The following is a 23,329-nucleotide window of genomic DNA, read 5'->3' as shown; positions in this document are numbered from 1 at the left end:
CTGGACGACGCGGAGGGGCGTCACGCGCGGGCCTCGGCCGGTTCGGTCTCGGTCTCCGCGGCCGTCTCGGTCTCCGCGACCGGGGCGTCGTCGAACGGGCCGCGGTAGTGCTGGCCCTCGAAGTACTCCCCGAGGTCGTAGCGGCGGAGCGTCGGGATCTCGCGCTCGCGCTCCGGGCGGGCCCACTCGGTCGCGTTCGCGATCACCCGGCGGACGTCCTTGTGGTGGTACACGGGGAAGTCCTGGTCGCCGGGGGAGAAGAAGAAGATCTTCCCGAGGCCGCGGCGGTACGTCATGCCGCTCCGGAACACCTCGCCGCCGGTGAAGCCCGAGATGAACACGAGCTCGTCGGGGGTCGGGACGTCGAAGTACTCGCCGTACATCTCCTGCTCGGGGATGACGATCGGGTTCGGCACGCCGCGGGTGATCGGGTGCTGCGGGTTCACGGTCCAGACGAGTTCCTGGTCGTGCTCGCTCCGCCACCGGAGCGTGCACGTCGTGCCCATCAGCTTGCCGAAGATCTTCGACCAGTGGCCGGAGTGCAGGACGACGAGGCCCATGCCGGCGAGCACGTGCTTGTGCACCCGGTCGACGACGGCGTCGTCGACGTCGGCGTGTGCCGCGTGCCCCCACCAGGTGAGGACGTCGGTCTGCGCGAGGACCTCGTCGGTCAGACCGTGCTCGGGTTCCTGCATCGTCGCGGTCCGGACGAGCGCGTCGGGGAGGTTCTCCCGGATGCCGTCCGCGATCGCGCCGTGCATGCCGTCGGGGTACCGGTCCGCGACGTGCTGCTCGACCTGCTCGTGGACGTTCTCGCCCCAGACGGTGATGCGGAGCGGGGTAGTGGTCATGGTGTCGGCCTTCCGGGGTCGTGGTGGTGCTGGGATCACTTGACGGCACCGCCGGTGGCCCCGGCGGCGATGAACTTCTGTGCCACGAGGAGCAGCACGATGGCGGGGATCGACGCCATCACCGCTGCGGCCATGACGGTCGACCAGTCGGCGGTGAAGGTGCCGATGTAGTTGTAGATGCCGAGCGTGATCGGGCGGACGTCACCGGTGGTGGTGAGGGTCAGCGCGAACAGGAAGTCGCTCCACGTGAACAGGAACGCGAACAGCCCCGCGGTGATCAGGGCGTTGAAGCTGATCGGGATGACGACCGAGCGGAACGCCCGGAAGTTGCCGGCACCGTCCACCTTCGCCGCCTCGATGATCGACGGCGGGATGTTCTGCATGAACGCCCGCATGATGAGGATCGCGAACGGGACGCCCGCGGTCGAGTCGGCGAGGATCAGCCCGGGGATCGTGTTGAGCAGGCCGAGGTCGTTGTACGCCGCGTACAGCGCGTTCGCGACGACGATGCCGGGGATCATCTGCGAGATGAGGATGCCGAACAGGACGGCCCCGACGCCCTTCACCTTGAACTGGGCGAGCGCGTACGACGCCGGTGTCGCGATGACCAGGCTCACGACCACGCTGCCGAGGGCGATCAGGAGGCTCGTGACGAGCGCCCCGCCCTGGTCCGCGATCGCCTGGGCGTACCCGTGCAGCTGCGCATGGATCGGGAACCAGGCGGCCTCGATCGCCGGGCCCGCCGGCTGCAGCGAGATGTTGATCATCCAGTAGACGGGGAACAGCATCACGGCGAGGATCAGGATCCCCACGCCGGACAGGATCCACTGCTTCGGGGTGGTGGCGCGGGCGGGTCTCCGGCCCTGGACCGTGAGTGCGCGGGTGCGCAGCGTCGTGGTGCGTGCTGCCTCAGTCATCGACGGCCTTCCGGTTCAGGCGCAGGTACACGATCGCGAACAGCGCGGAGATCACGATGAGGATGTTGCTGAGCGCGGCGCCCTGCCCGAAGTCGAACTGCTTGAACGACAGGTCGTAGGACTGCGTGGCGATGGTCTGGGTGGCGTTCGCCGGGCCGCCGTTCGTCAACCCGAGGATGATGTCGAGCACCTTGATCGTGTAGACGACGCCGAGCACGAGCGTGACGCTGACGACCGGGCGGAGCATCGGCCAGGTGATCGCCCAGAAGGCCTTCCACCCGGTGGCGCCGTCGAGCGACGCCGCCTCGTACAGCTCGGCGGGGATGTCCTGCAGACCGCCGTAGAGGATCGTCGTGTTGAACGGGATGCCGATCCAGATGTTCACGCCGATCACCGTGATGAGGGCGACGGCTGGGCTCGTCAGCCAGGGCACCGAGCCGATCCCGAACACGTTGAGGAACTGGTTGAGGACGCCGGAGTCCTGGTCGAGCATCCACTTCCACACCGCGCTCGAGACGATGAGCGGCAGGAGCCACGGCAGCAGGAGCAGGGAGCGGAGGAGCCCGGAGAGCGGGAAGTTCCGTCGGAAGAACAGCGCGAGCGCGAGCCCGATGACGAACTGACCGACGATGGAGCCGATCGTGAACAGCGCCGTGTTGAGGAGCGCGGTGCCGAACAGCTGGGACGAGACGACGGAGACGTAGTTCGCGAGTCCGACCCACGGGGCCTCGCCCGTGTAGAAGGTGCTCGTCGTGTACGCCTGGAAGCTCATGATGATGTTCTTCACGACGGGGTAGCCGAAGAACAACACCAGGAAGACGACGGCGGGGAGCAGGAACAGCAGCTGGGCGATCCGCTCGAAGCGGAGGCTCCTGCCGCGCGTTCCCGGCCCCCGGCGCCCGGGCCGCCGGGACGAGGCGGATGCCCCGTCGCCGACGGCCCGCTGCGGGGCGATGGGCTCTGCAGTGCTGGTCATGCTCAGTTGCTCGACTGCGCGTTCTTCAGCGCGTCGGCGGGGGAGTCCTGCCCGGTCAGCGCGGACTGCACGGCGGTGTAGATCTTCGTGGCGGCCTTGGGCCAGTCGGCTCCGAGCTCACCGGTGCGTGCGCGGGCGCTGGCGACCAGGTCGACGAACACCTGCTCCTCCGGAACGTCCTTGCCGAACTGCTCGGCGGCCGACGTCTTCGAGGGGATCGTGTAGCGGAGCTTCGCCATCGCGAGCTGGTTCTTCGCGTCGTTCATGCAGGAGACGACCTTCGCCGCGACCTTCTGCTTGGCGGAGTCGCCGGTGTTCGGGACGGTCCAGACCTCACCGCCGAGCGGGGCGACCGCGGTGTCGCTCGCGGACTGCACCGGGATCTGCGCGATGCCGTAGTCGACCTTCGACGCCTTGAGGCCGGGGATCTGCCACGGGCCGTTGATCATCATCGCGGCCTTGCCGGCCATGAACTGGTCGTTGACGTCCGCCTGCGTCCAGTTCACGACGCTCTTGGACATCGAGCCGTCCTTGACCAGGTCGGTCCAGAGGCCGAGCGCCTCGGCGGTCTTCGTGGTGGCGATGTTCTTCTCGTCGCCGCCGTTGGACCACATGAAGGGCAGGAACTGCCAGGTGCCCTCGTACGTGGCGTTCGCGTCGACCGCGAAGCCGTACTGGCTGCCGGCGGTGAGCTTCGCCGCGTCGGTCTTCAGTTCGTCCCAGGTCTTCGGCGGGGTGATGCCGGCCTTCGCGAGCACGTCCTTGTTGTAGAACAGCGCGATGGTGTTGACGGTCGGGGCGAGGCCGTAGACCTTGCCCTTGTAGGTGCCGGCCTGCAGCACGCCCTTGGCGTAGCCGTCGGTGGAGATGCCGTAGTCCGTGAGCGGCGAGAGCGCACCGGTCTCGGCGATCTGCTGGAGGTCCGGGTTGTCGAGCATGAGGACGTCCGGCAGGGTCTTCGACGACGCCTGCTGGAGGACCTTCTGGATGAGCGAGGCCCCGGGGACCAGGCTCCGCTTGATCGTGACGTCGTTGGCGGCGCCGCACTTGTCGAGGTAGTCGCCGATGACCTTCTTGTCGTTGCCCTGGTTGTAGTAGTCCAGGACGGTGATCGAGGTCACCTTGCCGCCCGATGAGGCGGACGACCCGCCGGAACAACCGGCGAGCACGAGGGGGATGGTCGCCAGCATGGCGACGGCGGTGAGGGCAGGGGCGACCCTGCGGTGTCGAGGCTTCATTGCTTCGCTCTTCTCTGGTGGTGGCCGAGTGCGCCGAAGCTAGCATCTAAGCGCTTCGATAGTAAAGCGCTTAGACGAACTTTTTCCGAGCAGCTCCCCAGTACAGTGAGCGGAGCACACGACAGGAGACGACATGGCGACGATGCAGCAGGTCGCCGACCGGGCGGGGGTCTCCATCGCCACGGTGTCCTTCGTCGTGAACGGCAACAAGCGGGTCTCCCCGGCGACCAGGGACCGGGTGACCGCGGCGATGCGGGAGCTCGGCTACCGGAACAACGTCGTCGCCCGCGCGCTCGCGAGCCGGCGGACGCGGATCATCGCGCTGCTGTTCCCGGTGCTCGAACACCGCCTCGGCCAGACGGCGCTGCAGTTCTTCACGAGCGCCGCGGGTCGTGCGTCCGAGCTCGGGTACCACCTCGTGCTCTGGCCGTCAGCGGCCACTGCCGACGACGTCCGCGACCTGATCTCCGGCGGTCTCGCCGACGGCGTCATCGTGATGGAGGTCACGATGCACGACCCCCGGATCGAGCAGCTCACCCGGATGGACGTCCCGTTCGTGTCGATCGGCCGGACCGCCGACCCCTCCGCGATCTCGTTCGTGGACATCGACTTCGAGCGCACCGTCGAGGACGCGCTCGACCACCTCACCGGCCTCGGACACCGCCGGATCGGCCTGGTCGTCGAGGACCTCGACGGCACCGCGATGGCGGAGTACGGGCCGAAGGTGCGCTCCGAGGCGGCGTTCCGTGCCTCGGTCGCCCGCCGTGGCATCGCGGGCACCGTCGTGGCGTCCGGTGCCTCGGCGGAGGGCGGGCGTCGCGCGGCGGCGGAGCTCCTCGTCCGCGACCCCGACGTCACTGCGGCCGTCATCATGAAGGACGACTCGAACTTCGGGCTGGTGAGCGGGCTCCGCGCCGGCGGGCGCCGTGTCCCCGAGGACGTCTCGGTGATCGCGATCGTGTCCTCGGACAGCGCCGGCACCGCGACCGAGCCCGTGCTCACGACGCTGAACGCACCGGGGCCGGCGCTCGGCCGTCTCGCGGTCGAGTCCCTCGTCGACCGGCTCGAGGGTGCGTCGACCGACCTGACGCACGCCCTGATCCCGTGCGAGCTCCACGTCGCCGCCTCGACGGCCCCGGCGCCCGCCTGACCGCGGCGCGGGGCGCGCAGCGCGGGCCCGCAGCGGCTGCGTGCGGCGTGCACTGAGCTGGACCGCGCACACGACGGGAGGCCCGGTGCCGACCGGCACCGGGCCTCCCGGCCGTGTGTTCGTCCGCGTGTCCGCGACGTCAGCGTTGACGCGTCGTCTCCGTGAAGAGGTCGTCGAACAGCGTCTGGTCCTCCGGCGGCTGTTCACCGAACTTCCACTTGCGGTGCATCCGACGGAACGTCGTGATGCGGACCGGATCGATGCCCGGTTCGGTGTCGTAGTTGCTCATGGCTGTCCTCCGTCCTGATCCGTTCCCCGTGTTCCCCGCCGGTTCGACCGTACGGCGGTTCGCCTTGCACGGTCCGGAATTAGGTAGAACACTTATGCAACTGCGCACGGTGGACAATCGTTCGGAGCGGTGCCGCGTGCCCTCTACTCTGCCGTTCAGGGGTTGGGTGCGCCGCCGTCGAGCGCGGTGACCACGCGGTCGATGATGCGGACGAACCTGGCCTTGTCACGATCGGAGAAGGAGGACATCAGCTCGTGCAGGTGCTCGTTCGTGCTGTCCATCGCAGCGTGGTAGCGGCGCCGTGTCGTCTCCGTCAGGCCGATGAGCCGGCTGCGACCGTCCTCGGGGTTCGGGCGACGGACCAGGTGACCGGCCCGCTCGAGTCGATCGACCGCACTGGTGACCGCCGGCCCGGTGATGCCGAGGTGCGAGGCCAGGTCCTTGACGCGGACCGGGCGACTCCCGCTCTCCGCACGGGACACGAACTGCACGAGCGACAGGTCGACACCGGCGACGTCGAGTTCTTCACGGAGCCGGGTCCGCAGCATGGCCAGCGCTCCGTCGAGCCGCGTGAGTGCGGCATCGAGGTCCAGGTCGAGGTCGCTGGCGGTCACCCGGTCGCCTCCTCAGCGCTGGTCGGCTGGGCGACACGATACGCCCAGGGCACCGGGTCAGCGTATCCGGATAACGCGATGGGGCGCGCAGGCACCGGCACGGCGTGGCGGGCAGCAGCGTGAGCGAACTCATCCGGTTCGAGGTCGCCGGGCGCGACCCCGAGTCGGCGATCCGTGACCTGACGGCGGCCGACGTCGGGCGCGCGTGGACGTCGCGGCGCACCGGCGAGGCGTACTCCTACCGGTACACGGCGGTCGGCGACGACGAGGTGACGATCCGGCGCTGCCGGGTCACCGGGTTCCTCCGCGGCAGCGTGTCGCCGGGGGACCACTACGTCGTCCAGTGGATCACGTCGGGCACGGCGGTCGTCGACGTCGCCGGCGAGCGGCACGACATGTGGCATGATGCGCCGTTGCTCTCCCCGACGGAGCAGGAGTTCGTGTTCAGCGGGACCGACCACGACCAGCGGCTCGTGCACATCGCGCGCTCCCTGGTGCGGGACGTCGCCGCGGAACGCTACGACCTCGGCGACGGGCCGCTCCGCTTCGACCGGACCCGGGCGGACGACGACGCGGGCCTCGGCCCGTGGCACGACGCGCTCGGGGCGCTGTCCCGTGCGCTCCGGGACGGAGTCGACTCGACGGCGTGGGCGGACGCGAAGCGCGGGGTCGCCGCGGCCTTCCTCGGGATGTTCCCGCCGAAGGTGGATGCGTTGCCCGCCGAGCTGTCGGCGCCGAGGAACGCGCGGCTCCGGACGATGGTCGAGTACGTCCACGCGCACGCCCGGGAGACCGTCACGGTCGCGGACCTCGCCGCCGTCGGTGGGCTCAGCGTGCGGTCGGTGCAGGAGTCCTTCGCGCGGGTGCTCGGCGTCTCGCCGCTCACCTACCTCCGTGGGGTCCGGCTCGACCACGTCCGGCAGGACCTGCTCGAGCTCGACCCGCAGTCGGTGACCGTGGGGGACGTGGCGCGGCGGTGGGGGTTCGCGCACCTGGGGCGGTTCTCGGCGGTGTACCTGGAGCGGTTCGGCGAGTACCCGAAGCAGACGCTGCGGCGCTGACGCGGCGCGCGGCCCGCGGTGCGCGCGGCGCTCGCGGCGCTCGCGGTGCGCGCGGCGCGTGCGCGGTGCCCGGCGAGTGCGTTCCTTCCCATCACGGGTGCGCTGAGAAGGTGAATCGCGCGTGGGCAGTCGGAACTCCGGACCCCCTACGCGCGATTCGACTGCCTACACCGCGGCGCGACGGCGCGACGGCGGCGACGGCGCGGCTAAGACGGGACGGGGCCGGTGCTCTGGCGCACGCGGAGGCTCGTGGACAGCCGGACGTGTTCCGGCGACGGCTCCCCACGGAGCATCGTGAGGAGCATCTCCACGGCGGCGGCACCGAGATCGGCGAGGGGCTGTGCCACGGTGGTCAGCGGCGGCGTGGTGGTCGAGGCCTGCGGGACGTCGTCGAAGCCGATCACGGACAGGTCCTCGGGGACCCGGAGCCCGAGTGCGGCCGCGGCGTGCAGCACACCGATCGCCGACGAGTCGTTCGCGGCGAACACCGCGGTCGGCCGGTCCGGGATGCTGAGGAGCTCGCGGGCGACGGCGGTGGCCCGGTCCTCCTGGTAGTCGCCGGCGCGGACCAGGTCCTCGTCGACGTGGATGCCGGCGGCGGCGAGTGCCCCGCGGTAGCCCGTCTCGCGCAGCTGTGCCGAGGCGAGGTCGGCGCGCCCGTGGATGTGCGCGATGCGGGTGTGCCCGAGCGCGAGCAGGTGCTCGACGGCGCTCCGTGCGCCGCCCTCGTTGTCGGTGTCGACGGTGGCGTGACCCTCTGGGCCGGTGTGCGGGTCGATGGCGACGACGGGGATCGAGGAGGTCGGGAGCGCCGTCGTCGGGGTGACGACGATGGCCCCGTCGATGAGGGTGCCGGAGAGCCGGGACAGCGATCGGCGCTCCCACCCCGGCTGACTGGCGCCCGTCACGAGTCCGGCGTAGGCGAGGAGTTCGTACCCGGTGCCGATCGCCGCTGCGGACACACCGCGGAGGAGCTCGGTGGAGAACGGCTCGAACTCGGGGACGAGGATGCCGATCACGCCGGTCCGCGAACTCCGGAGGCTCCGCGCGACGAGGGAGGTCTCGTAGCCGAGTCGCTCGACCACCTCCTGCACCCGCAGCATCGTCGCCGAGGCCACGCCGTCGCGGTTGTTGATGACCTTCGACACCGTCGGGATCGACACCCCGGCGGCACGTGCGACGTCGGCGATCGTCACGCGGCCCGGGCCGGGGTGCGTGCCGACAGCGGTCTCCATGTGCTCACCGTACCGCTCGAAGCGCGCCGTGGGGACCGGTTCGGGGCAGTTTAGAAAACGTTATCGATATCGATTGACAAGTTGCGTGAGCGCCTGGCACGCTCTCTCCAGCGGCAGCCGATGTCGCGCATGTCAACGACGACACCGAGGAGTTCCACGATGACGAGGAAGATCCGAGCCGCGGCAGCCATCGCGCTGATCGGGGCGACCGCACTCACCGCCGCAGGTTGTTCTGCAGGCAGTGACGCGGCGAGCAGCGACGGCAAGGTCACGATGACCTTCTGGCACAACTCCACCACCGGCCCCGGCAAGGCGTTCTGGGAGAAGACCGTCAAGGACTTCGAGCAGCTGCACCCGAACGTCACGATCAAGATCCAGGCGATCCAGAACGAGGACCTCGACGGCAAGCTCCAGACCGCGCTGAACTCCGGCTCCGCCCCCGACGTGTTCCTGCAGCGCGGCGGCGGGAAGATGGCCGCCATGGTCCAGGCGGGCCAGCTGATGGACATCTCCGGCTCGATCGGCAAGACCGCGAAGGCGCAGATCAGCGACGGCGCGTTCAAGGGCTACGAGAGCGACGGCAAGACCTACGCCATGCCCGTCGACGTCAACCCCGAGGGCATCTGGTACAGCCAGGACCTCTTCGAGCAGGCCGGCATCAAGGGCACCCCGACCACGATGGCCGAGCTGAACGCCGACATCGCCAAGCTCAAGGCCGCGGACATCCAGCCGGTGGCCGTCGGTGCGAAGGACGCATGGCCGGCCGCGCACTGGTACTACAACTTCGCACTCCGTGCCTGCAGCGAGAAGACGCTGAACGGCGCCGCGAAGGACCTGAAGTTCACGAACAGCTGCTGGGAGCAGGCGGGCAAGGACACCAAGGCGTTCTTCGACACCAAGCCCTTCAACGACGGCTACCTCACCACCGCAGCGCAGCAGGGCGCCGGCAGCTCCGCCGGTCTCGTCGCGAACCACAAGGCCGCGATGGAGCTCATGGGCGCCTGGGACCCGGGCGTGATCTCCTCCCTGACCCCGGACGGCAAGCCCCTCGCCGACCTCGGCTTCTTCCCCTTCCCCGAGGTCTCGGGCGGCAAGGGTGCACCTGGTTCGATGATGGGCGCGGTCGACGGGTACTCCTGCTCCGCGAAGGCCCCGAAGGTGCCGTGCACGCAGTTCCTCAACTACATGACCGGCAAGGACGTGCAGGAGGCCTACTACAAGGCCTTCAACGCCATCCCGGCGAACCAGTCGGCGCAGAGCGTCGTGACGGAGCCGTACCTGAAGAACGTCCTCGCGGCGTACAACAAGGCACCGTTCGTCTCGAACTACCTCGACACCCTGTACGGCCAGAACGTCGGCAACGCGCTGAACACCAGCGTCGTGAACCTGCTCGCCGGCAAGGGCAGCGTCGACGACATCGTGACGACGGTCAACCAGGCCGCGGCGAAGGGCTGACGCACCCCATGGCCACCTCGATCGCTCCGCGTCCGCCCCGCTCCGGTGAGCGGGCGGACGCGGGCCGGACCGGGGCCGACGGCACGCAGCCGTCGGCCCCGGCCCCCCGGCCCCGGAAGCCGGCCGCCGACGTCCGCAAGCGGGTCGAGGTCGCCCTGCTCGCCGGACCCGCGACGATCATGTTCGTCGCCTTCGTCATCCTGCCCGTCGGACTCGCCGCGTACTACGGCTTCTACAAGTGGCAGGGCTACGGGGCGCCGACGGACTTCGTCGGGCTCGACAACTACAAGATCATCTTCACCGACCCGGACTTCCGCGGCGTGCTGTGGCACAACCTGTTCATCGTCATCGGGTCGCTCCTCGTCCAGGGACCGATCGCGATCATCCTGGCGTTGCTGCTCAACCAGCGGATCCGCGGCCGCGGCCTCATCCGCGTGCTCATCTTCGTGCCGTACGTCATCTCCGAGGTGATCGTCGGCACCGGGTGGAGCCTGATGCTCTCCTCGGCCGGCGCGGCGAACGACCTGCTGCAGACCCTCGGGCTCGGGGCGCTGCGGAACGACTGGCTCTCGAACCCGGACATCGCGATCTGGACGCTCCTGGCGATCATCTCGTGGAAGTACATCGGGTTCGCGGTGATCCTGTTCCTCGCCGGGCTGCAGAGCATCCCGGAGGAGCTGTTCGAGGCCGCGCAGCTCGACGGTGCCGGCTACTGGCAGATCCAGCGGCGCATCACGCTGCCGCTGCTCGGCCCGACGCTGCGCATCTGGGCGTTCCTCTCGATCATCGGGTCGCTCCAGCTGTTCGACCTCGTCTACATCATCTGGGGCCAGTACATCGCCTCCACCGCGGGGACCTCGACGATGGCGACGTACATGGTCGCGAACGGCCGGAACTCCGGCAACTACGGGTACGGCAACGCCGTGGCCGTGGTGATCTTCCTCATCTCGCTGGTCATCGCACTCGTGTACCAGCGGTTCGTCCTGCGCCGCGACACCGCCGGCGCCCTCACCGAGAAGGCCACACGATGACCGCCACCGCATCGATCGTCGCGCCGGGACGCAAGGGCCGGAACCGGGGGCACGAGGGCCCGGTCCGCCGGGAACGGAACCTCGGCACCTACTTCATCGCGCTGCTGTTCATCGCGGTCTGCATCGGCCCCGTGGCGTACATCGTGCTCGGCGGCTTCCGGACCAACGCGCAGATCACGTCGAGCCCGGCCGGCCTGCCCGCGCCCTGGAACTTCGGCAACTACAGCGCCGTGCTCTCCAGCGGCGTGTTCTGGCAGGAGCTCGGGAACTCACTGATCGCGGGCGTCACGACCACCATCGGGGTCGTCGTGCTCGGGCTGATGGTCAGCTTCGTGCTCGCCCGCTACCAGTTCCGCGGCCGCGGTGCGCTGTACTCGCTCTTCGCCGCCGGCCTGATGTTCCCGATCACCGTCGCGATCACGCCGCTCTACCTGCTCGTGAAGGACCTCGGGCTGACCAACAGCCTGGCCGGGGTGATCCTGCCGCAGATCGCGTTCGCGCTGCCCACGACCGTCATCATCCTGGTGCCGTTCCTCCGGGCGATCCCGGACGAGCTCGAGGAAGCAGCTGCGATCGACGGTGCGAGCCGGATCGGGTTCTTCTTCCGGATGGTCGTGCCGCTGTCGCTGCCCGGGGTCGTGACGACCGGCATCCTGGCGTTCATCGGCAGCTGGAACAGCTACATCCTGCCGCTGTTCATCCTCAACGACGCGGCGAACTACACGCTGCCGCTCGGGGTGCAGGCGTTCTCGTCGCAGTACTCCGTGGACACCGCCAAGGTCCTGGCGTTCACCTCGCTGTCGATGATCCCGGCGCTCGCGTTCTTCGCGGTGTTCCAGCGACGCATCGTCGGCGGCCTGACCGGGGCGGTGAAGGGATGACCGCGACGGACGCGACCCGCGTGACGGACGCGCCCACGAGCCTCCAGGCCGGAACGACCGACGCGACGGACACGACCGACGCGACCGACACGACGACCGCGACCGCCGCGACCCGCAGCCCCGAGTCCCTCCTCGCCCAGATGACGCTCGAGGAGAAGACCGCCCAGCTCGTCGGCTACTGGCTCGACCAGAACGGCCTCGTCGCCCCCATGCAGGGCGAGATGACCGCAGCGAGCGACGCCGACGCCGACGCCCCCGCGGCGTCGCTCGCGGACATCACCCGCAACGGCCTCGGCCAGTTCACCCGCGTCTACGGCACCCGCCCCGTCGAACCGGACGAGCGCGCCGCGTGGCTGTGGGCGGAGCAGCGCCGTCTGCAGCGCGAGACCCGGCTCGGGATCCCGGCGCTCGTCCACGAGGAGTGCCTCACCGGGCTCGCCGCGTGGAAGGCCGCCACGTTCCCGACCCCGCTCGCGTGGGGTGCGTCGTTCGACCCGGACCTCGTCGAGCAGGTCGGCGCGGTCATCGGCCGCTCGATGCGGCAGCTCGGTGTGCACCAGGGCCTCGCACCCGTGCTCGACGTCATCCGGGACCCACGCTGGGGCCGTGTCGACGAGTGCATCGGTGAGGACCCGTACCTGGTCGGCACCGTCGGCACCGCCTACGTCCGCGGGGTGCAGAGCACCGGCGTCGACGCGACACTGAAGCACTTCCTCGGGTACTCGGCATCGCAGGCGGGGCGGAACCACGCACCCGTGCACGCCGGCGCCCGGGAGATCGCCGACGTGTTCCTGCCGCCGTTCGAGATGGCGCTGCTCGACGGTGGCGCGCGCAGCGTGATGAACTCCTACGCGGAGATCGACGGCGTGCCGGTTGCCGCGAACGGGTCGCTCCTGACGGACCTGCTGCGTGACCGGCTCGGCTTCGACGGGACCGTCGTCGCGGACTACTTCTCCGTCGCGTTCCTCGAGGTGATGCACGGCATCGCCGCCGACCGGGGCGAGGCCGCTGCCATGGCGCTCGAGGCCGGCATCGACGTCGAGCTGCCCACCGGTGACGCCTACCTGGCACCGCTGGTCGACCGTGTCCGCGCCGGCGACGTCGACGAGGCACTGGTCGACCGCGCCGTCCTGCGCGTGCTGCGGCAGAAGGAGCGGCTCGGGCTGCTCGACCCGGATGCGTACGCGGACGCACCGCCCACCGACGTGGACCTGGACACCCCGGAGCACCAGGCGCTCGCCCGGCGTCTGGCCGAGGAGTCCCTCGTCCTGCTGTCGAACGACGGCGTCCTGCCGCTGGGGTCGTCGACCGCGCGCGTCGCCGTGATCGGCCCGAACGCCGACCGCGCGGAGGCCCTGCAGGGCTGCTACTCGTTCGCGAACCACGTGCTCGCGAGCCACCCGGACCTGCCCCTCGGCTTCTCGATCCCGACCGTGTCAGAGGCGCTGTCGCAGGCGCTGTCCGCTGCGGACGTCCGGTTCGCCGCCGGGTGCGCCGTCACCGGGGACGACCGGTCCGGGTTCGACGACGCCGTCGCTGCCGCGACAGCGTCCGAGGTGGCCGTGGTCGTCGTCGGCGACCAGGCCGGCCTGTTCGGCCGCGGCACCGTCGGCGAGGGCAACGACTCCGAGTCGCTCGACCTGCCCGGCGTGCAGCGCGAGCTCGTCGAGGCGGTCGTCGCCACCGGCACCCCGACCGTGCTGGTGCTGCTCACCGGCCGTCCGTACGCGATCGGCTGGGCGCTCGACGGCCCCGGACCCCGTCCGTCCGCCGTGGTGCAGGCGTTCTTCCCGGGAGAAGGGGGCGGCCTCGCGATCGCCGACCTGCTCACCGGTGCCACGGAACCGTCGGGCCGTCTGCCCGTCTCGCTGCCCCGGTCCGCCGGCGCACAGCCGTACTCGTACCTGCACCCGCGGCTCGGCGGGGCGTCGGACGTCACCGCAGCCGACTCCACCCCGGTCCGGCCGTTCGGCTTCGGGCTGACGTACACGACGTTCGTGCACGAGGACCTCGTCGTCGACGACGGCGTCACCACCGACGGCACGTTCACCGCGACCGTCACGGTCCGCAACACCGGATCCCGGAGCGGCTCCGACGTCGTGCAGCTCTACGGGCAGGACGTGCACGCCAGCGTCACGCGCCCCGTGGTCCAGCTGCTCGGGTACGCCCGGGTGTCGCTCGCGCCGGGGGAGTCCGCCCGGGTCCGCTTCACGGTCCCCGTGCAGCGGTTCGCGTTCACCGACCGGCGGATGCGGAAGGTGGTCGAGCCCGGTGACGTCGAGGTGTGGGTCGCGTCGCACGCGTCGGCATCACGGCCGGGAGGCCCGCTCGACTCCGGCGGGATCGTCGCGGTCTCCGACGGGGCGGCTGCAGAGCCCGTCCCCGGGACGGCCACGGATCGTGCGACCCTGCGGGTCGCCGGGCCGGTGCACGAGGTGTCGCTCGCCGAGCCGCGCGTGGTGCGCTGGACGGTGGTCTGACCGCTCGGGCGGAGTCGTCCACAGGTCGCCGGGCCCCCGACCTCCCGTCTGTAGCAAGCGCTACGCTTGCCGGGACGGACGGGGGCCCATGGGTCAGGGGTGGAAGGTCGACGTCGCGGGGGCGCAGTCGAAGATCGACGATGCCGCGGCGGCAGGGACGAGGATGCAGCGCGCGGCGATCGATGTCGAGGGGGCGCTCCGCGACGTGGTCGCCGCGCTGACCGGCAGCGATCCGGTGGGCGCTGCACAGGCGTTCGTCAGCGCACGACAGGGCGACGCGACGGCGGCCGTCCGGACCGTCGAGCGGGGCATCGCCGCTGCCACCGGTGTGATGGCTGCCTTCGCCGAGGCCGACGCGACGATGGCCGACACGGCGACCGCTGCCGCACCCCGCGCCGGTTCCCGAGGGGTGCCCCGATGAAGGCCGGCCTGATCGACGAGTCCGCGCTGCCGACCGTCACCCCGACGGCGGGGCCGGTCAGCGACAGCGCAAGCGCGCTCCGTACCGCGACCGCGCAGGTGCAGCGAAGCGCCGGTGCGGTTCGTGACGGATGGCACGGCATCGGCGGGGTGCTGTCGTCGCCGGGCGCGACGGACACGCTGCCGGACGCGATGCACGGCGCCACCGAGAAGGCGGACGCACTCGGAGCGGCGGGGGCCGCGGTGGCCTCCGCACTCGACGTCTTCGCCGAGGAACTCGGCGGGGTGCGGCGGACCAGGCGCGCGCTGCTCGCGGACATCGACGAACTCCGCGCGAAGGTCGCCGCATCCGACAGCGACGAGGCGGTGCCCGAGGAGTACCGCGCGCTGAACGACGACCTCCGTGGACGAGCGCGACGGCTCAACACCCGGTGGCGGAGCGCGCAGGACGACCTCGGACAGGCGATCCGCGGGCAGATCGGGGGCGGCCCGCTGGTGCTGCCGGAGCTCAGCGGGAACACCCTGCCGGCGGTGCTCACCCAGGTCGACTTCGCTGCCGCGTCTCGGGCGTTCCAGGACGCCGCCCGTCTCCCGATGTTCGCCGCCCTCGCCGCGAAGGGGCCGGACGCGCTCGCCCGATGGGCTGCGGACCACCCGGGTGAAGCGCAGCGGATGCTCGACCACCCGCCGAGCACCGGCTCGGTGAAGGCGTGGTGGACGGGTCTCGGAGCCGATGAGCGCACCGCGCTCGTCACCGGGCTCTCCGCGGTCGTCGGCAACCTCAACGGCGTGCGGTACGCCGATCGTGGCCGTGCGAACCAGCACACCCTCGACGTCGAGCTGCCGAAGGCCCGTGACCGGTACGACACGCTCACCGCGAGGATCAGCCGTGGGGAGCCCCTCAGTGCGGCCGAGGGTGCGGAGTACCGGCGGCTCGCAGACCGCATCGGCGCGCTCGAGGCCCTCGACGAGACGCTCCTCGCCAGCACGCCGGCGGCACCCCGGACGATCGTCGCGCTGACGCTCGGTGAGCCGCCGCTCGCTGCCGTCGCGGTGGGTGACCTCGACACCGCGAGCAACGTGACGGTGGACGTGCCGGGGATGGGGAACACGGTGGCGGGCAGCATGCGTGCCTGGGCCGGTGCCGCCGAGAACCTCTCGCTGGCGCAGCGCTTCGCGGCGGACCAGATCGGCGTGCGTCAGGAGATGGCGACCGTCGCGTGGATCGGCTACGACACCCCCGACATGCCACCGAGCGCCGAGGTCCTCGCGTCCGCGAAGGCCGAGGCCGGAGCCCGGAACCTCAGTGGCTTCCTCGGGGGCGTCTCCGGAACCCGCTCCTGGTCGGGGGGCTCGCACCTCTCCGTCGTGGCGCACTCGTACGGCACCACGACCGCCACGCTCGCGGTCGCCAAGACGCCGGTCGCGAACCTCACCCTCCTCGCTTCCGCCGGGATCGACCCGCGCGTGCCCGACGTCCACGCGGTCGAGGTCCCGCAGGGTCACGTGTGGGCGTCCCAGGGCAAGGAGGACTACATCGCGAACATCGGCCGAGGCGCTGTGGAAGTACCGCGTCCGGCGTTCGGTGGCGACCAACCCATCAACACCGGGAACCCCTTCACCGCGAACCGCGGTCAGGTGCTCGCCCTGCACAGCACACATCGGCTCAACCCGGGCGACCCGAGTTGGGGTGCGCGGACGTTCTCGTCGAACACCGAGACCATCGACGGGCACCGTTACCCTGGCACTGATGACCACGGGGCGACGCCCGCGACCGAAGCGCGGCTCCGGAGCCAGCCCGTGACCGAGTACGGGTACCTGGATGCGGGGACGTCGCCGCTCAGGAACACCGGCTACACGAGCCTCGGGTACACCCCGACCGGAACGAGGATCCCTTGACCGACCGACGCCGCCGACCAACCACGGTCATCATCCCGGTTCTGGCGTTCGGCCTCGTCGTCGCGGGCTGCGCAACCGACACCTCGCCGAAGGAGCCAGCAATGACATCGACTGCATCAGGGACGGACTCAGCGGGCGCCAAGCGCGAGTGGGACCGGATGAACGCCGAGGCGGAAGCGACCCAGGCGCTCATCGGGGGTGATTGGCTCTCGGCCGACACTGCGGCTCGATCTTGCGGCGCCAACGGGGCCCAGTGGGTGATCGCGCGGTTCGGCCCGAGCACCGACACGGATGCCCGTGACGTCGCGCTCGACCGCATGGAGACCCGATGGCGCGCAAAGGGATGGGATCCCGTCCGTTCGGACATCACCGGGGACGCCCCCGGAAAGCAGCTCCGGTACCCCGCCGGGAACACACTCGCCGACGGGTTCTTCATCGAGTTCGGCATCACGGAACACGCGAGCACGCTGCAGCTGCAGACGCCGTGCACGCCGGGGGACGCGAACGCGCTCAACCGGGAGAAGTACGGGGAACGCCACACGAACACCCCACCGGACATCCCCGGGACGGCGGCACCGTCGGCGGAGAGCACCTCGTGAGCTCGCGGATGCCCACGGACGGGTACGCGCAGGGGGACGGGACCGATGAACGCGGCCGGAGCTGGTGGATCGTCGGCCCCGGTCTGGCAGCGATCGCGCTCAGCGTCGTGGCGTTCAGCGCGGAGCAGCGCATGCTCGAGCAGGGTTGGGGCTTCGTCGTGAGCGCCGTCGTGCTCCTCGTCCTGCTCATCTGGGTGTCGGTCGCGCTGCGGCGTGTCTCCGGACCACGGCCGGCAGCGCGCGTGATCGGCATCGTCGGGATCGTGGCCGCCGGGGCGTACGTCCTGCAGGTGGCCGCCCTCTACGGAGCGCTCCTGTTCTGGGCAGCCTCGGTCTGACCGCTGTGCAGCACCTCCGCAACCTGGCAGTCGTCAGCGCGATCGCCTTCGCGCTGCTCGTTGCCGGCTGTTCGGGTTCGGGAACGGAGCCGACGATGGCCGACGCGAAGACCGCTGGCGTGGGATCTGCTGAGATCGCCTGGACCGCGGGGAACGCCCTCGCGGAGTCGACCCAGGATGCGGTGGGCGGGTCCTGGCTCGCGTCCGACTCAGCAGCGGAAGCCTGCGGGGCCGACGGAGCGCGATGGGGGATCACCCGCCTCGGCCCGGGGACCGACAAGCACACGCGTGCGGACACCGTTGACCGGATCGAGCGGTTGTGGCGGAGCGCCGGGTACGAACCCGTGCGTACCCACATCGGCGGCGATGCCCCCGGCACCCAGCTGCGGTACCCGAGTGCGGGAACGTTCGACGACGGCTTCTTCATCGAGTTCGGCACGACGGAGTACGGGAGCACAGTCGAGATTCAGACGCCGTGCGCTCCCGGCGACGCAGACGCGCTCAACCGGGAGAACTACGGGGAACGCCACACGAACACGTCGCCGGACATCCCCGGGACGGCCTCGCCCTCAGCGTCACCGTCGGCGGCGACGACGGGCTGAGCGGCCGGCGAAAGCGACATCGCGCAAGTGAATGCGCGGCGCATCGTCGGGAGTGGTGTCGCTTTTGCCGTGCCGTGCCGCGGCGCGGACGCATTCTGCTGGAGAGCGTGACGATCCCGCTCCTCGGTACGTCTTCTCAACGTGCAGGACACTCCGAACGACGAACAGCCGACGACCGGCTCGCGCTGCCGGAGCACCTTCGACCGGTGGCGCTGCGACCGGACGGCGGGGCACGGGGGTCCGCATCGATACCGGACCGCCCGGGCGTCGACCGAATGGAACGAGCAGGCGTCCGGGCGTCGACTCCGTGGACTGGCTAGACCTGCGCCATCCGTGGCGCCGGTGCCGGTCGCGTCGAGTCCGGTGTCGGCTCCGGCCCCGGCGTCGGCTCCGACTGCGGTGCGGTGACCGACGCCACGAGCCCGTCCACAGCGCGGCGCTGGAACTCGTCGAGCGAGATCTCGTGCGCGCCGAACCGGGGCATGTGCTCGGTGATGAACCCGCAGTCGATCATGTCGACGCCGGCGCCGAGCTCGCCCATCACGCGGGCGAGGAGGACGGTCCCCGCTCGGCTCTCCCGGTGGAAGATGCTCATGATGCTGAACGTCGAGCCGAGTTCCATGCCCCAGAGCCCCGCGAGCAGCTCGCCGTCGCGGTACGCGGCGCACGCGCGGACGTGTCCGGCGCGGTCGAGTTCCTGCCAGGCCGCGACGACCGCCGGGGTGATCCAGGTCGACTCGCGCTCGGCGCACCCGGCGATCACCGGGTCGAACGGTGCGCGGAGGTCGATCGTCAGGTCACTGTTCCGGCTGTAGCGGCGCACCCGGTCCGGCACGTGCACGCTCTCGGCGTCGATCACGGCGCGCGGCTGGACGAGCGACCACACCACGTCGTCGGGGCGCTCTTCGAGGCCGAGGGGCACGTACCCGCGGAGGTAGTTGCCGAGCACGTCGGCCGGGGTGGCCGCGCCGACGCCGAGCAGCTCCTGGTTCAGCATCCGACGGGTCTCGGAGCCGCTGGCGAGCCGCACGAGTGTCCGTGCTGCGACGTGGGGGAGCCGGCCGAGCTGTCGCGCGGTCACGGAACGGGCGCCGGTGGTGAGCCGGGAGAGGACGGTGCCTGCGCGACGTTGCGCAGGGGACTTCGGGTATCCCATGGTCCGGACACTAGCGCGGAGCACGCTGCGGACGGCAGACGGGAACCCGCAAGAAACCCGCTCGTCGCGGTCATCGCTCGAATCGGTGGAGCGTGCCCGTCGTCGCGCCGTCCGTGGTGCTCAGCGTCATCGTGCTCCCGGAGACCCTGCCGCGGGTGCTGGCACCCACCCCGGGGTCGTCGCCGTCCTGGCACGTGGTGCTGCTGGCGGTGTCGGTCGGGTACAGCCGGACCTGCTCGGTGGTGGAGAACTTCCACGTGCCCGTGCTGGTGCCGCACCCGTCGGACAGCCGGTACGAGTCGTCGGCCCGCAGCGAGAGGTACGGCGACCCCGCCGAGTGGTCGTGCACCCAGTAGCCGATCGGCCGGCCCTGGCCGCCGACGTCCGGGTCGGTCGACGGATCGAGCGCGAGCGTCGACCCACCGCCCCGGAGCTGGAGCCGTTCGGTCGCGCGGGGCACCCGGGCGGTGTCGGCGGCGAGCACCGCGTCGACCATCTCCGCGCCGGCGCAGGACAGTTCGGCGTGCGGGCCGGTGACGACGGTCAGGCGGTTGGCGGCGGTGATCCGCCACGTCCCGTACACGCGGTCGCAGCCGTCCGACGCGCTCCACGACCGGTCCTTCGCGAAGGTGACGAACGGGACCTCCGGTGCGTCGACGTCGTGGTCGAGGACCCACGTGCCCTGCACGGCCTCCCGTGGCGTGTCCGCGTCCGGCCGCGCCCGGTCGCAGCCGCTCACCGTCGCGACCACGCACGTCAGCACGGCGAGGGAACAGAGGAGCCGGGCACCGACGCGGCCCCGGGTTCGGCCGGTCATGAGCGGTGTACGACGACCGGGCAGTGCGCGTGCTGGGCGCACTCCTGGCTGACCGATCCGACGAGGAGCCCGCGGAACCCGCCGAGCCCACGGTTGCCGAGGACGAGGAGTGCTGCGTCCCGGCTGGCGTCGATGAGGACCTCGGCGGGGGACCCCTCGACGAGGTCGCTCGTGACCTCCACGTCATCGTCGATGAGGTCCTCGGCGGCGTCGAGTGCGGACGACGCCGTCGCCCGGGCATCGCGTTCCGGGGACCAGTGGTCGAAGGGGGCCTCGTCCCGGTTGAGCGCCTTCGGCCACTGCCAGGTGGTGATCACCCGGACCCGGTGGCCGAGCCGGCGTGCCGTGGTCACGGCGAACCGGAGCGCCTGCCCGGACTCGTGCGATCCGTCGACCCCGACGACGATGGTGGGGACACCGGTGGCCTCGGGGTGCTCCACCCCGCGGTGGATGAGGACCGGGCACGGCGCGTGCTGCATGCACGCGGTGCTGACGGAGCCGAGGAGGAGTCCGCGGAACCCGCCGCGCCCGCGACTGCCGACGACGAGGAGCGCGGCGCCGACCGCGGCGGAGAGCAGCACGTCGGCGGCGCTCCCCTCGGCTTCGCGGGTCATCACCTCCGCGCGGTGCGGCCCGGTGTTCTCGAGCAGCTCCGTCGCCTGCTGCCGGATCTCCTCGGCGTCGTGGAGCGGTGACCACGAGCTCCCGACGGGGAGGCTGCTCCAGGTCACCGGCCATCGCCACGACGTGACGACGTCGACCTGCGCGTCGAGGCCGTCCGCCAGCGTGAGCGCTGCCAGGAGTGCAGCGGTGGACTCCTCCGAGCCGTCGAAGCCGACGACGATCTTCCCGAACCGATCCGTGTCCATCGTGACCAGTGGTCCTCTCTCTGTCGTGTGTGGTGTTCAGGACGTCGCGGCCGCGACCAGGGTCGCGGTGACCACGTGCTCGTCGCCGTCGCGGACGACCGTGATGCGGAGGTCGTCACCGGCGTCACGGGTCGCCTCGAGGAGGGCGACCGTGTCCGGGTGGAGGGTGTCGACGCCGCCGATCGCGGTGACCACGTCGCCGGGACGGAGGCCGGCCACCGCGGCGGGGCCGTCGTCGGCCACGGCGGTGAGCTGGAGCCCGACCGCGGTGGCGTCGTCGCGGTGCCGGACCACGACGGGGACCGTCCGGACGCCGAGCGTCGGGTGTGCGACGCGGCCGTCGGCACGGAGCGCCGCGGCGATCGGCCGTGCGACGGCGGCAGGGACGGCGAACCCGATCCCGACGCTGCCGCTGCTGACGCCGCTGGCGCTCGGCACGGTGGCGATCGCGGTGTTGATCCCGACGAGCCGTCCGCGGCAGTCGACGAGGGCGCCGCCGGAGTTGCCGGGGTTGATCGCGGCGTCGGTCTGCACGGCGCCGGTGAGGACGGTCGTGCCGCTGCCGTCCCCGGTCGGGACGGGCACGCTCCGGCCGAGCGCGCTGACGATGCCGGTCGTGACGGTGCCGGTCAGCCCGAGCGGTGCGCCGAGTGCGACGACGGGCTCGCCGACGACGAGGTCGTCGGAGTCGCCCCAGCCGAGCGGCGTGAGCGCGCGGTCGGTCTCGGCGCGGAGGACGGCGAGGTCGGTGCGCGGGTCGCGGCCGATGATCGTCGCCGACAGTTCCGTGCCGTCGTCGAGTTCGAGCGAGACGGTGTCGCCGTCGGCCGCCGCGATGACGTGGTCGTTCGTGAGGACGATGCCGGACGCGTCGATGACCTCGCCGCTGCCGGAGCCCTCGCCGGACGCCGACCCGACGCGGATCGTGACCATGCTCGGCAGCACGTGACGGGCGACCTGCGCGGCGTCGCACGTGCCGGTGCCCGCGGGGAGTGCGGCGGCCGTCGTCCCCCGGTCGCCCGCGCGGCTCCCGACGGCCCCGGCTGCCACGCCGATCCCGACGAGCGCGCAGACCACCCCGGTGAACACCAGGACCTGTCGGGTCGTCGGCCGGGTGGTCGACCCCGGTGCGCCGGTCATGCGGGCAGCGGGTCGCGCAGCAGCGGACAGGTCATGCAGTGCCCGCCGCCGCGCCCCCGGCCGAGTTCGGCACCCCGGATCGTCAGGACCTCGATGCCGGCGCCGCCCAGCAGGTCGTTGGTGAGGGTGTTCCGGTCGTAGGCGTACACGACGCCGGGCTCCACGGCGACGACGTTGTTGGCGCTGTCCCACTGCTGGCGTTCCGCGGCGTACTCGTCGCCGCCGGTGTCCACGACCCGGAGCCCGTCGACACCGAGTGCCGCGGCGACGACGTCGAGGAACGGCGCGGTCTCGTCGGTGACGTGCACCCCGCCGTCCGGCCCCGGTCGCAGCGTGAACGGGTGGATGTGGTCGACGATGGCGCGGTAGACGGTGACCACGTCCCGGTCGGCGAAGGTGAGCACGGTGTCGAGGTGCATCGCCGCCCGGAGCTTCGGCATCCCCGCGACGATCACCCGCTCCGCCTCGCCGCGCGCGAAGAGCGCCGACGCGACCTGGGTGATCGCCTGCCGCGAGGTGCGCTCGCTCATCCCGATGAGGACGACCCCGTTGCCGACCGGCAGGACGTCGCCGCCCTCGATGGTCGCCAGGCCCCAGTCCTCGTCCGGGTCGCCCCAGACGTGCCGGTCGAGCGCCGGGGCGAACTCGGGGTGGAACGTGTAGACGGCCTTCATGAGCAGGGTCTCGTCGTGGCGCGCCGGCCAGTACAGCGGGTTCAGCGTGAACACCCCGTTGATCCAGCAGGTGGTGTCCCTGGTGTAGAGCATGTTCGGCAGGGGCGGCATGAGGTAGTCGGCGGCCGAGGCGTCCCCGTGCAGCCGGAGGTGGTCCGGGCGCCCCTCGGGGTCGAGGTCCTCGACGTTCAGGCCGCCGATCAGCACGTCCGCGAGCTCGCGGTCGGTGTACCCGCCGAGGTGCTCCAGCGTCGCGTCGACGAGGAGCGGGCCGACCTCGTTCGGCGTGATCTTCCGCTCGAGCAACCAGTCGCGGGCGCCGGGGACGGCGAGCGTCTCCGCGAGCACCTGGTGGAGTTCGAACACCTCGACGTCACGCGACCGCAGGCTCCTGACGAAGTCGCGGTGGTCGTCCTGCGCGTTCTCGACCCAGAGGACGTCGTCGAACAGGAGCGCGTCGTTGTTGCTCGGTGTGAGGCGCCGGTGCGCCAGTCCGGGTTCGCAGACCAGGACCCGGCGGAGCGTGCCGACCTCGGAGTAGGCGCCGAACCGTGGTCCGGACCCGGTCTCCTGGTCGTCGAGCGTGGTGGCTTCGCTGTCCATGGTGCCTCCTCCTGGAGCGTGGTGCATGCGGTGA

At 71.1% G+C, this 23,329-nt stretch carries 23 protein-coding genes; 11 read left to right on the top strand and 12 right to left on the bottom strand.

Annotation, left to right across the window (positions count from 1 at the left end; translation table 11 throughout):
• Positions 1-20: 20 nt before the first annotated feature.
• From EDF55_RS07295 to EDF55_RS07280, 4 genes are read right to left on the bottom strand one after another with little or no spacing between them, the layout of a single operon-like run.
• The gene (locus EDF55_RS07295) at positions 21-851 is read right to left on the bottom strand and encodes a ThuA domain-containing protein (protein ID WP_123654266.1); all 831 of its coding nucleotides are present in this window, start codon (positions 849-851) and stop codon (positions 21-23) included.
• A gap of 35 nt (positions 852-886) precedes the next feature.
• A complete protein-coding gene (locus EDF55_RS07290; RefSeq protein ID WP_123654265.1) occupies positions 887-1,768 on the bottom strand; it encodes a carbohydrate ABC transporter permease in 882 nt (293 codons plus the stop codon).
• Positions 1,761-2,744 (bottom strand): carbohydrate ABC transporter permease, encoded by a 984-nt coding sequence (locus tag EDF55_RS07285; protein ID WP_123654264.1) that lies wholly within the window; start codon positions 2,742-2,744, stop codon positions 1,761-1,763. Before EDF55_RS07285 ends, EDF55_RS07290 begins: the two co-directional genes overlap by 8 nt.
• Before the next feature lie 2 nt (positions 2,745-2,746).
• The gene (locus tag EDF55_RS07280) at positions 2,747-3,982 is read right to left on the bottom strand and encodes an ABC transporter substrate-binding protein (protein ID WP_123654263.1); all 1,236 of its coding nucleotides are present in this window, start codon (positions 3,980-3,982) and stop codon (positions 2,747-2,749) included.
• Positions 3,983-4,115: 133 nt separating this feature from the next.
• Between EDF55_RS07280 and EDF55_RS07275 the strand changes: the two genes are divergently transcribed.
• Positions 4,116-5,132, top strand: coding sequence for a LacI family DNA-binding transcriptional regulator (locus tag EDF55_RS07275; protein WP_260235851.1), 1,017 nt, complete (start codon positions 4,116-4,118; stop codon positions 5,130-5,132).
• A gap of 139 nt (positions 5,133-5,271) precedes the next feature.
• Here EDF55_RS07275 and EDF55_RS18730 read toward each other — a convergent pair whose 3' ends face one another.
• Positions 5,272-5,421 (bottom strand): hypothetical protein, encoded by a 150-nt coding sequence (locus EDF55_RS18730; RefSeq protein WP_185017210.1) that lies wholly within the window; start codon positions 5,419-5,421, stop codon positions 5,272-5,274.
• A gap of 155 nt (positions 5,422-5,576) precedes the next feature.
• A complete protein-coding gene (locus tag EDF55_RS07270) occupies positions 5,577-6,035 on the bottom strand; it encodes a MarR family winged helix-turn-helix transcriptional regulator (RefSeq protein ID WP_123654262.1) in 459 nt (152 codons plus the stop codon).
• A 119-nt stretch (positions 6,036-6,154) separates the two neighbouring features.
• On the opposite strand from EDF55_RS07270, the gene EDF55_RS07265 reads away from it, so the two are divergent.
• Positions 6,155-7,096 (top strand): helix-turn-helix transcriptional regulator, encoded by a 942-nt coding sequence (locus tag EDF55_RS07265; protein ID WP_165931451.1) that lies wholly within the window; start codon positions 6,155-6,157, stop codon positions 7,094-7,096.
• Positions 7,097-7,302: 206 nt separating this feature from the next.
• Here EDF55_RS07265 and EDF55_RS07260 read toward each other — a convergent pair whose 3' ends face one another.
• The gene (locus tag EDF55_RS07260) at positions 7,303-8,331 is read right to left on the bottom strand and encodes a LacI family DNA-binding transcriptional regulator (RefSeq protein WP_123654260.1); all 1,029 of its coding nucleotides are present in this window, start codon (positions 8,329-8,331) and stop codon (positions 7,303-7,305) included.
• Positions 8,332-8,490: 159 nt separating this feature from the next.
• Between EDF55_RS07260 and EDF55_RS07255 the strand changes: the two genes are divergently transcribed.
• The 9 genes from EDF55_RS07255 to EDF55_RS07215 all read left to right on the top strand — a co-directional run bounded on the left by EDF55_RS07255 (position 8,491) and on the right by EDF55_RS07215 (position 18,036).
• Positions 8,491-9,786 (top strand): ABC transporter substrate-binding protein, encoded by a 1,296-nt coding sequence (locus EDF55_RS07255; RefSeq protein ID WP_123654259.1) that lies wholly within the window; start codon positions 8,491-8,493, stop codon positions 9,784-9,786.
• Between the two features lie 8 nt (positions 9,787-9,794).
• Positions 9,795-10,817 (top strand): carbohydrate ABC transporter permease, encoded by a 1,023-nt coding sequence (locus EDF55_RS07250; protein ID WP_123654258.1) that lies wholly within the window; start codon positions 9,795-9,797, stop codon positions 10,815-10,817.
• Complete coding sequence (locus tag EDF55_RS07245; protein ID WP_123654257.1) at positions 10,814-11,698, top strand: carbohydrate ABC transporter permease; 885 nt, start codon at positions 10,814-10,816, stop codon at positions 11,696-11,698. Before EDF55_RS07250 ends, EDF55_RS07245 begins: the two co-directional genes overlap by 4 nt.
• Positions 11,695-14,178: a glycoside hydrolase family 3 N-terminal domain-containing protein gene (locus EDF55_RS07240; RefSeq protein WP_123654256.1), complete on the top strand. Its 2,484-nt coding sequence runs from the start codon at positions 11,695-11,697 to the stop codon at positions 14,176-14,178. The genes EDF55_RS07245 and EDF55_RS07240 overlap by 4 nt, the downstream gene beginning before the upstream one ends.
• An 88-nt stretch (positions 14,179-14,266) precedes the next feature.
• Positions 14,267-14,599, top strand: coding sequence for a hypothetical protein (locus EDF55_RS07235; RefSeq protein WP_123654255.1), 333 nt, complete (start codon positions 14,267-14,269; stop codon positions 14,597-14,599).
• Complete coding sequence (locus tag EDF55_RS07230) at positions 14,596-16,497, top strand: alpha/beta hydrolase (RefSeq protein WP_123654254.1); 1,902 nt, start codon at positions 14,596-14,598, stop codon at positions 16,495-16,497. The genes EDF55_RS07235 and EDF55_RS07230 overlap by 4 nt, the downstream gene beginning before the upstream one ends.
• Before the next feature lie 101 nt (positions 16,498-16,598).
• Positions 16,599-17,096, top strand: coding sequence for a hypothetical protein (locus EDF55_RS07225; protein WP_123654253.1), 498 nt, complete (start codon positions 16,599-16,601; stop codon positions 17,094-17,096).
• A gap of 8 nt (positions 17,097-17,104) precedes the next feature.
• Positions 17,105-17,434, top strand: coding sequence for a hypothetical protein (locus EDF55_RS07220; protein ID WP_123654252.1), 330 nt, complete (start codon positions 17,105-17,107; stop codon positions 17,432-17,434).
• Positions 17,435-17,439: 5 nt separating this feature from the next.
• The gene (locus EDF55_RS07215; RefSeq protein ID WP_123654251.1) at positions 17,440-18,036 is read left to right on the top strand and encodes a hypothetical protein; all 597 of its coding nucleotides are present in this window, start codon (positions 17,440-17,442) and stop codon (positions 18,034-18,036) included.
• A gap of 316 nt (positions 18,037-18,352) precedes the next feature.
• Here EDF55_RS07215 and EDF55_RS07210 read toward each other — a convergent pair whose 3' ends face one another.
• From EDF55_RS07210 to EDF55_RS07190, 5 genes are all read right to left on the bottom strand, one after another.
• Complete coding sequence (locus tag EDF55_RS07210; protein ID WP_123654250.1) at positions 18,353-19,192, bottom strand: hypothetical protein; 840 nt, start codon at positions 19,190-19,192, stop codon at positions 18,353-18,355.
• A gap of 70 nt (positions 19,193-19,262) precedes the next feature.
• Positions 19,263-20,009: a hypothetical protein gene (locus EDF55_RS07205; protein ID WP_123654249.1), complete on the bottom strand. Its 747-nt coding sequence runs from the start codon at positions 20,007-20,009 to the stop codon at positions 19,263-19,265.
• A complete protein-coding gene (locus tag EDF55_RS07200; RefSeq protein ID WP_123654248.1) occupies positions 20,006-20,878 on the bottom strand; it encodes a universal stress protein in 873 nt (290 codons plus the stop codon). Before EDF55_RS07200 ends, EDF55_RS07205 begins: the two co-directional genes overlap by 4 nt.
• Positions 20,879-20,914: 36 nt before the next feature.
• Positions 20,915-22,018 (bottom strand): S1C family serine protease, encoded by a 1,104-nt coding sequence (locus EDF55_RS07195; RefSeq protein ID WP_123654247.1) that lies wholly within the window; start codon positions 22,016-22,018, stop codon positions 20,915-20,917.
• Positions 22,015-23,295, bottom strand: a complete 1,281-nt coding sequence (locus EDF55_RS07190; RefSeq protein ID WP_123654246.1) for an arginine deiminase — start codon at positions 23,293-23,295, stop codon at positions 22,015-22,017. The genes EDF55_RS07195 and EDF55_RS07190 overlap by 4 nt, the downstream gene beginning before the upstream one ends.
• Positions 23,296-23,329 lie beyond the last annotated feature (34 nt).

The sequence above is a fragment of the Curtobacterium sp. ZW137 genome (assembly GCF_003762905.1).
Taxonomy (GTDB): domain Bacteria; phylum Actinomycetota; class Actinomycetes; order Actinomycetales; family Microbacteriaceae; genus Curtobacterium.
Note: the sequence above shows the minus strand (reverse complement) of the source record. Positions and strands in the feature narration are given on the sequence as shown.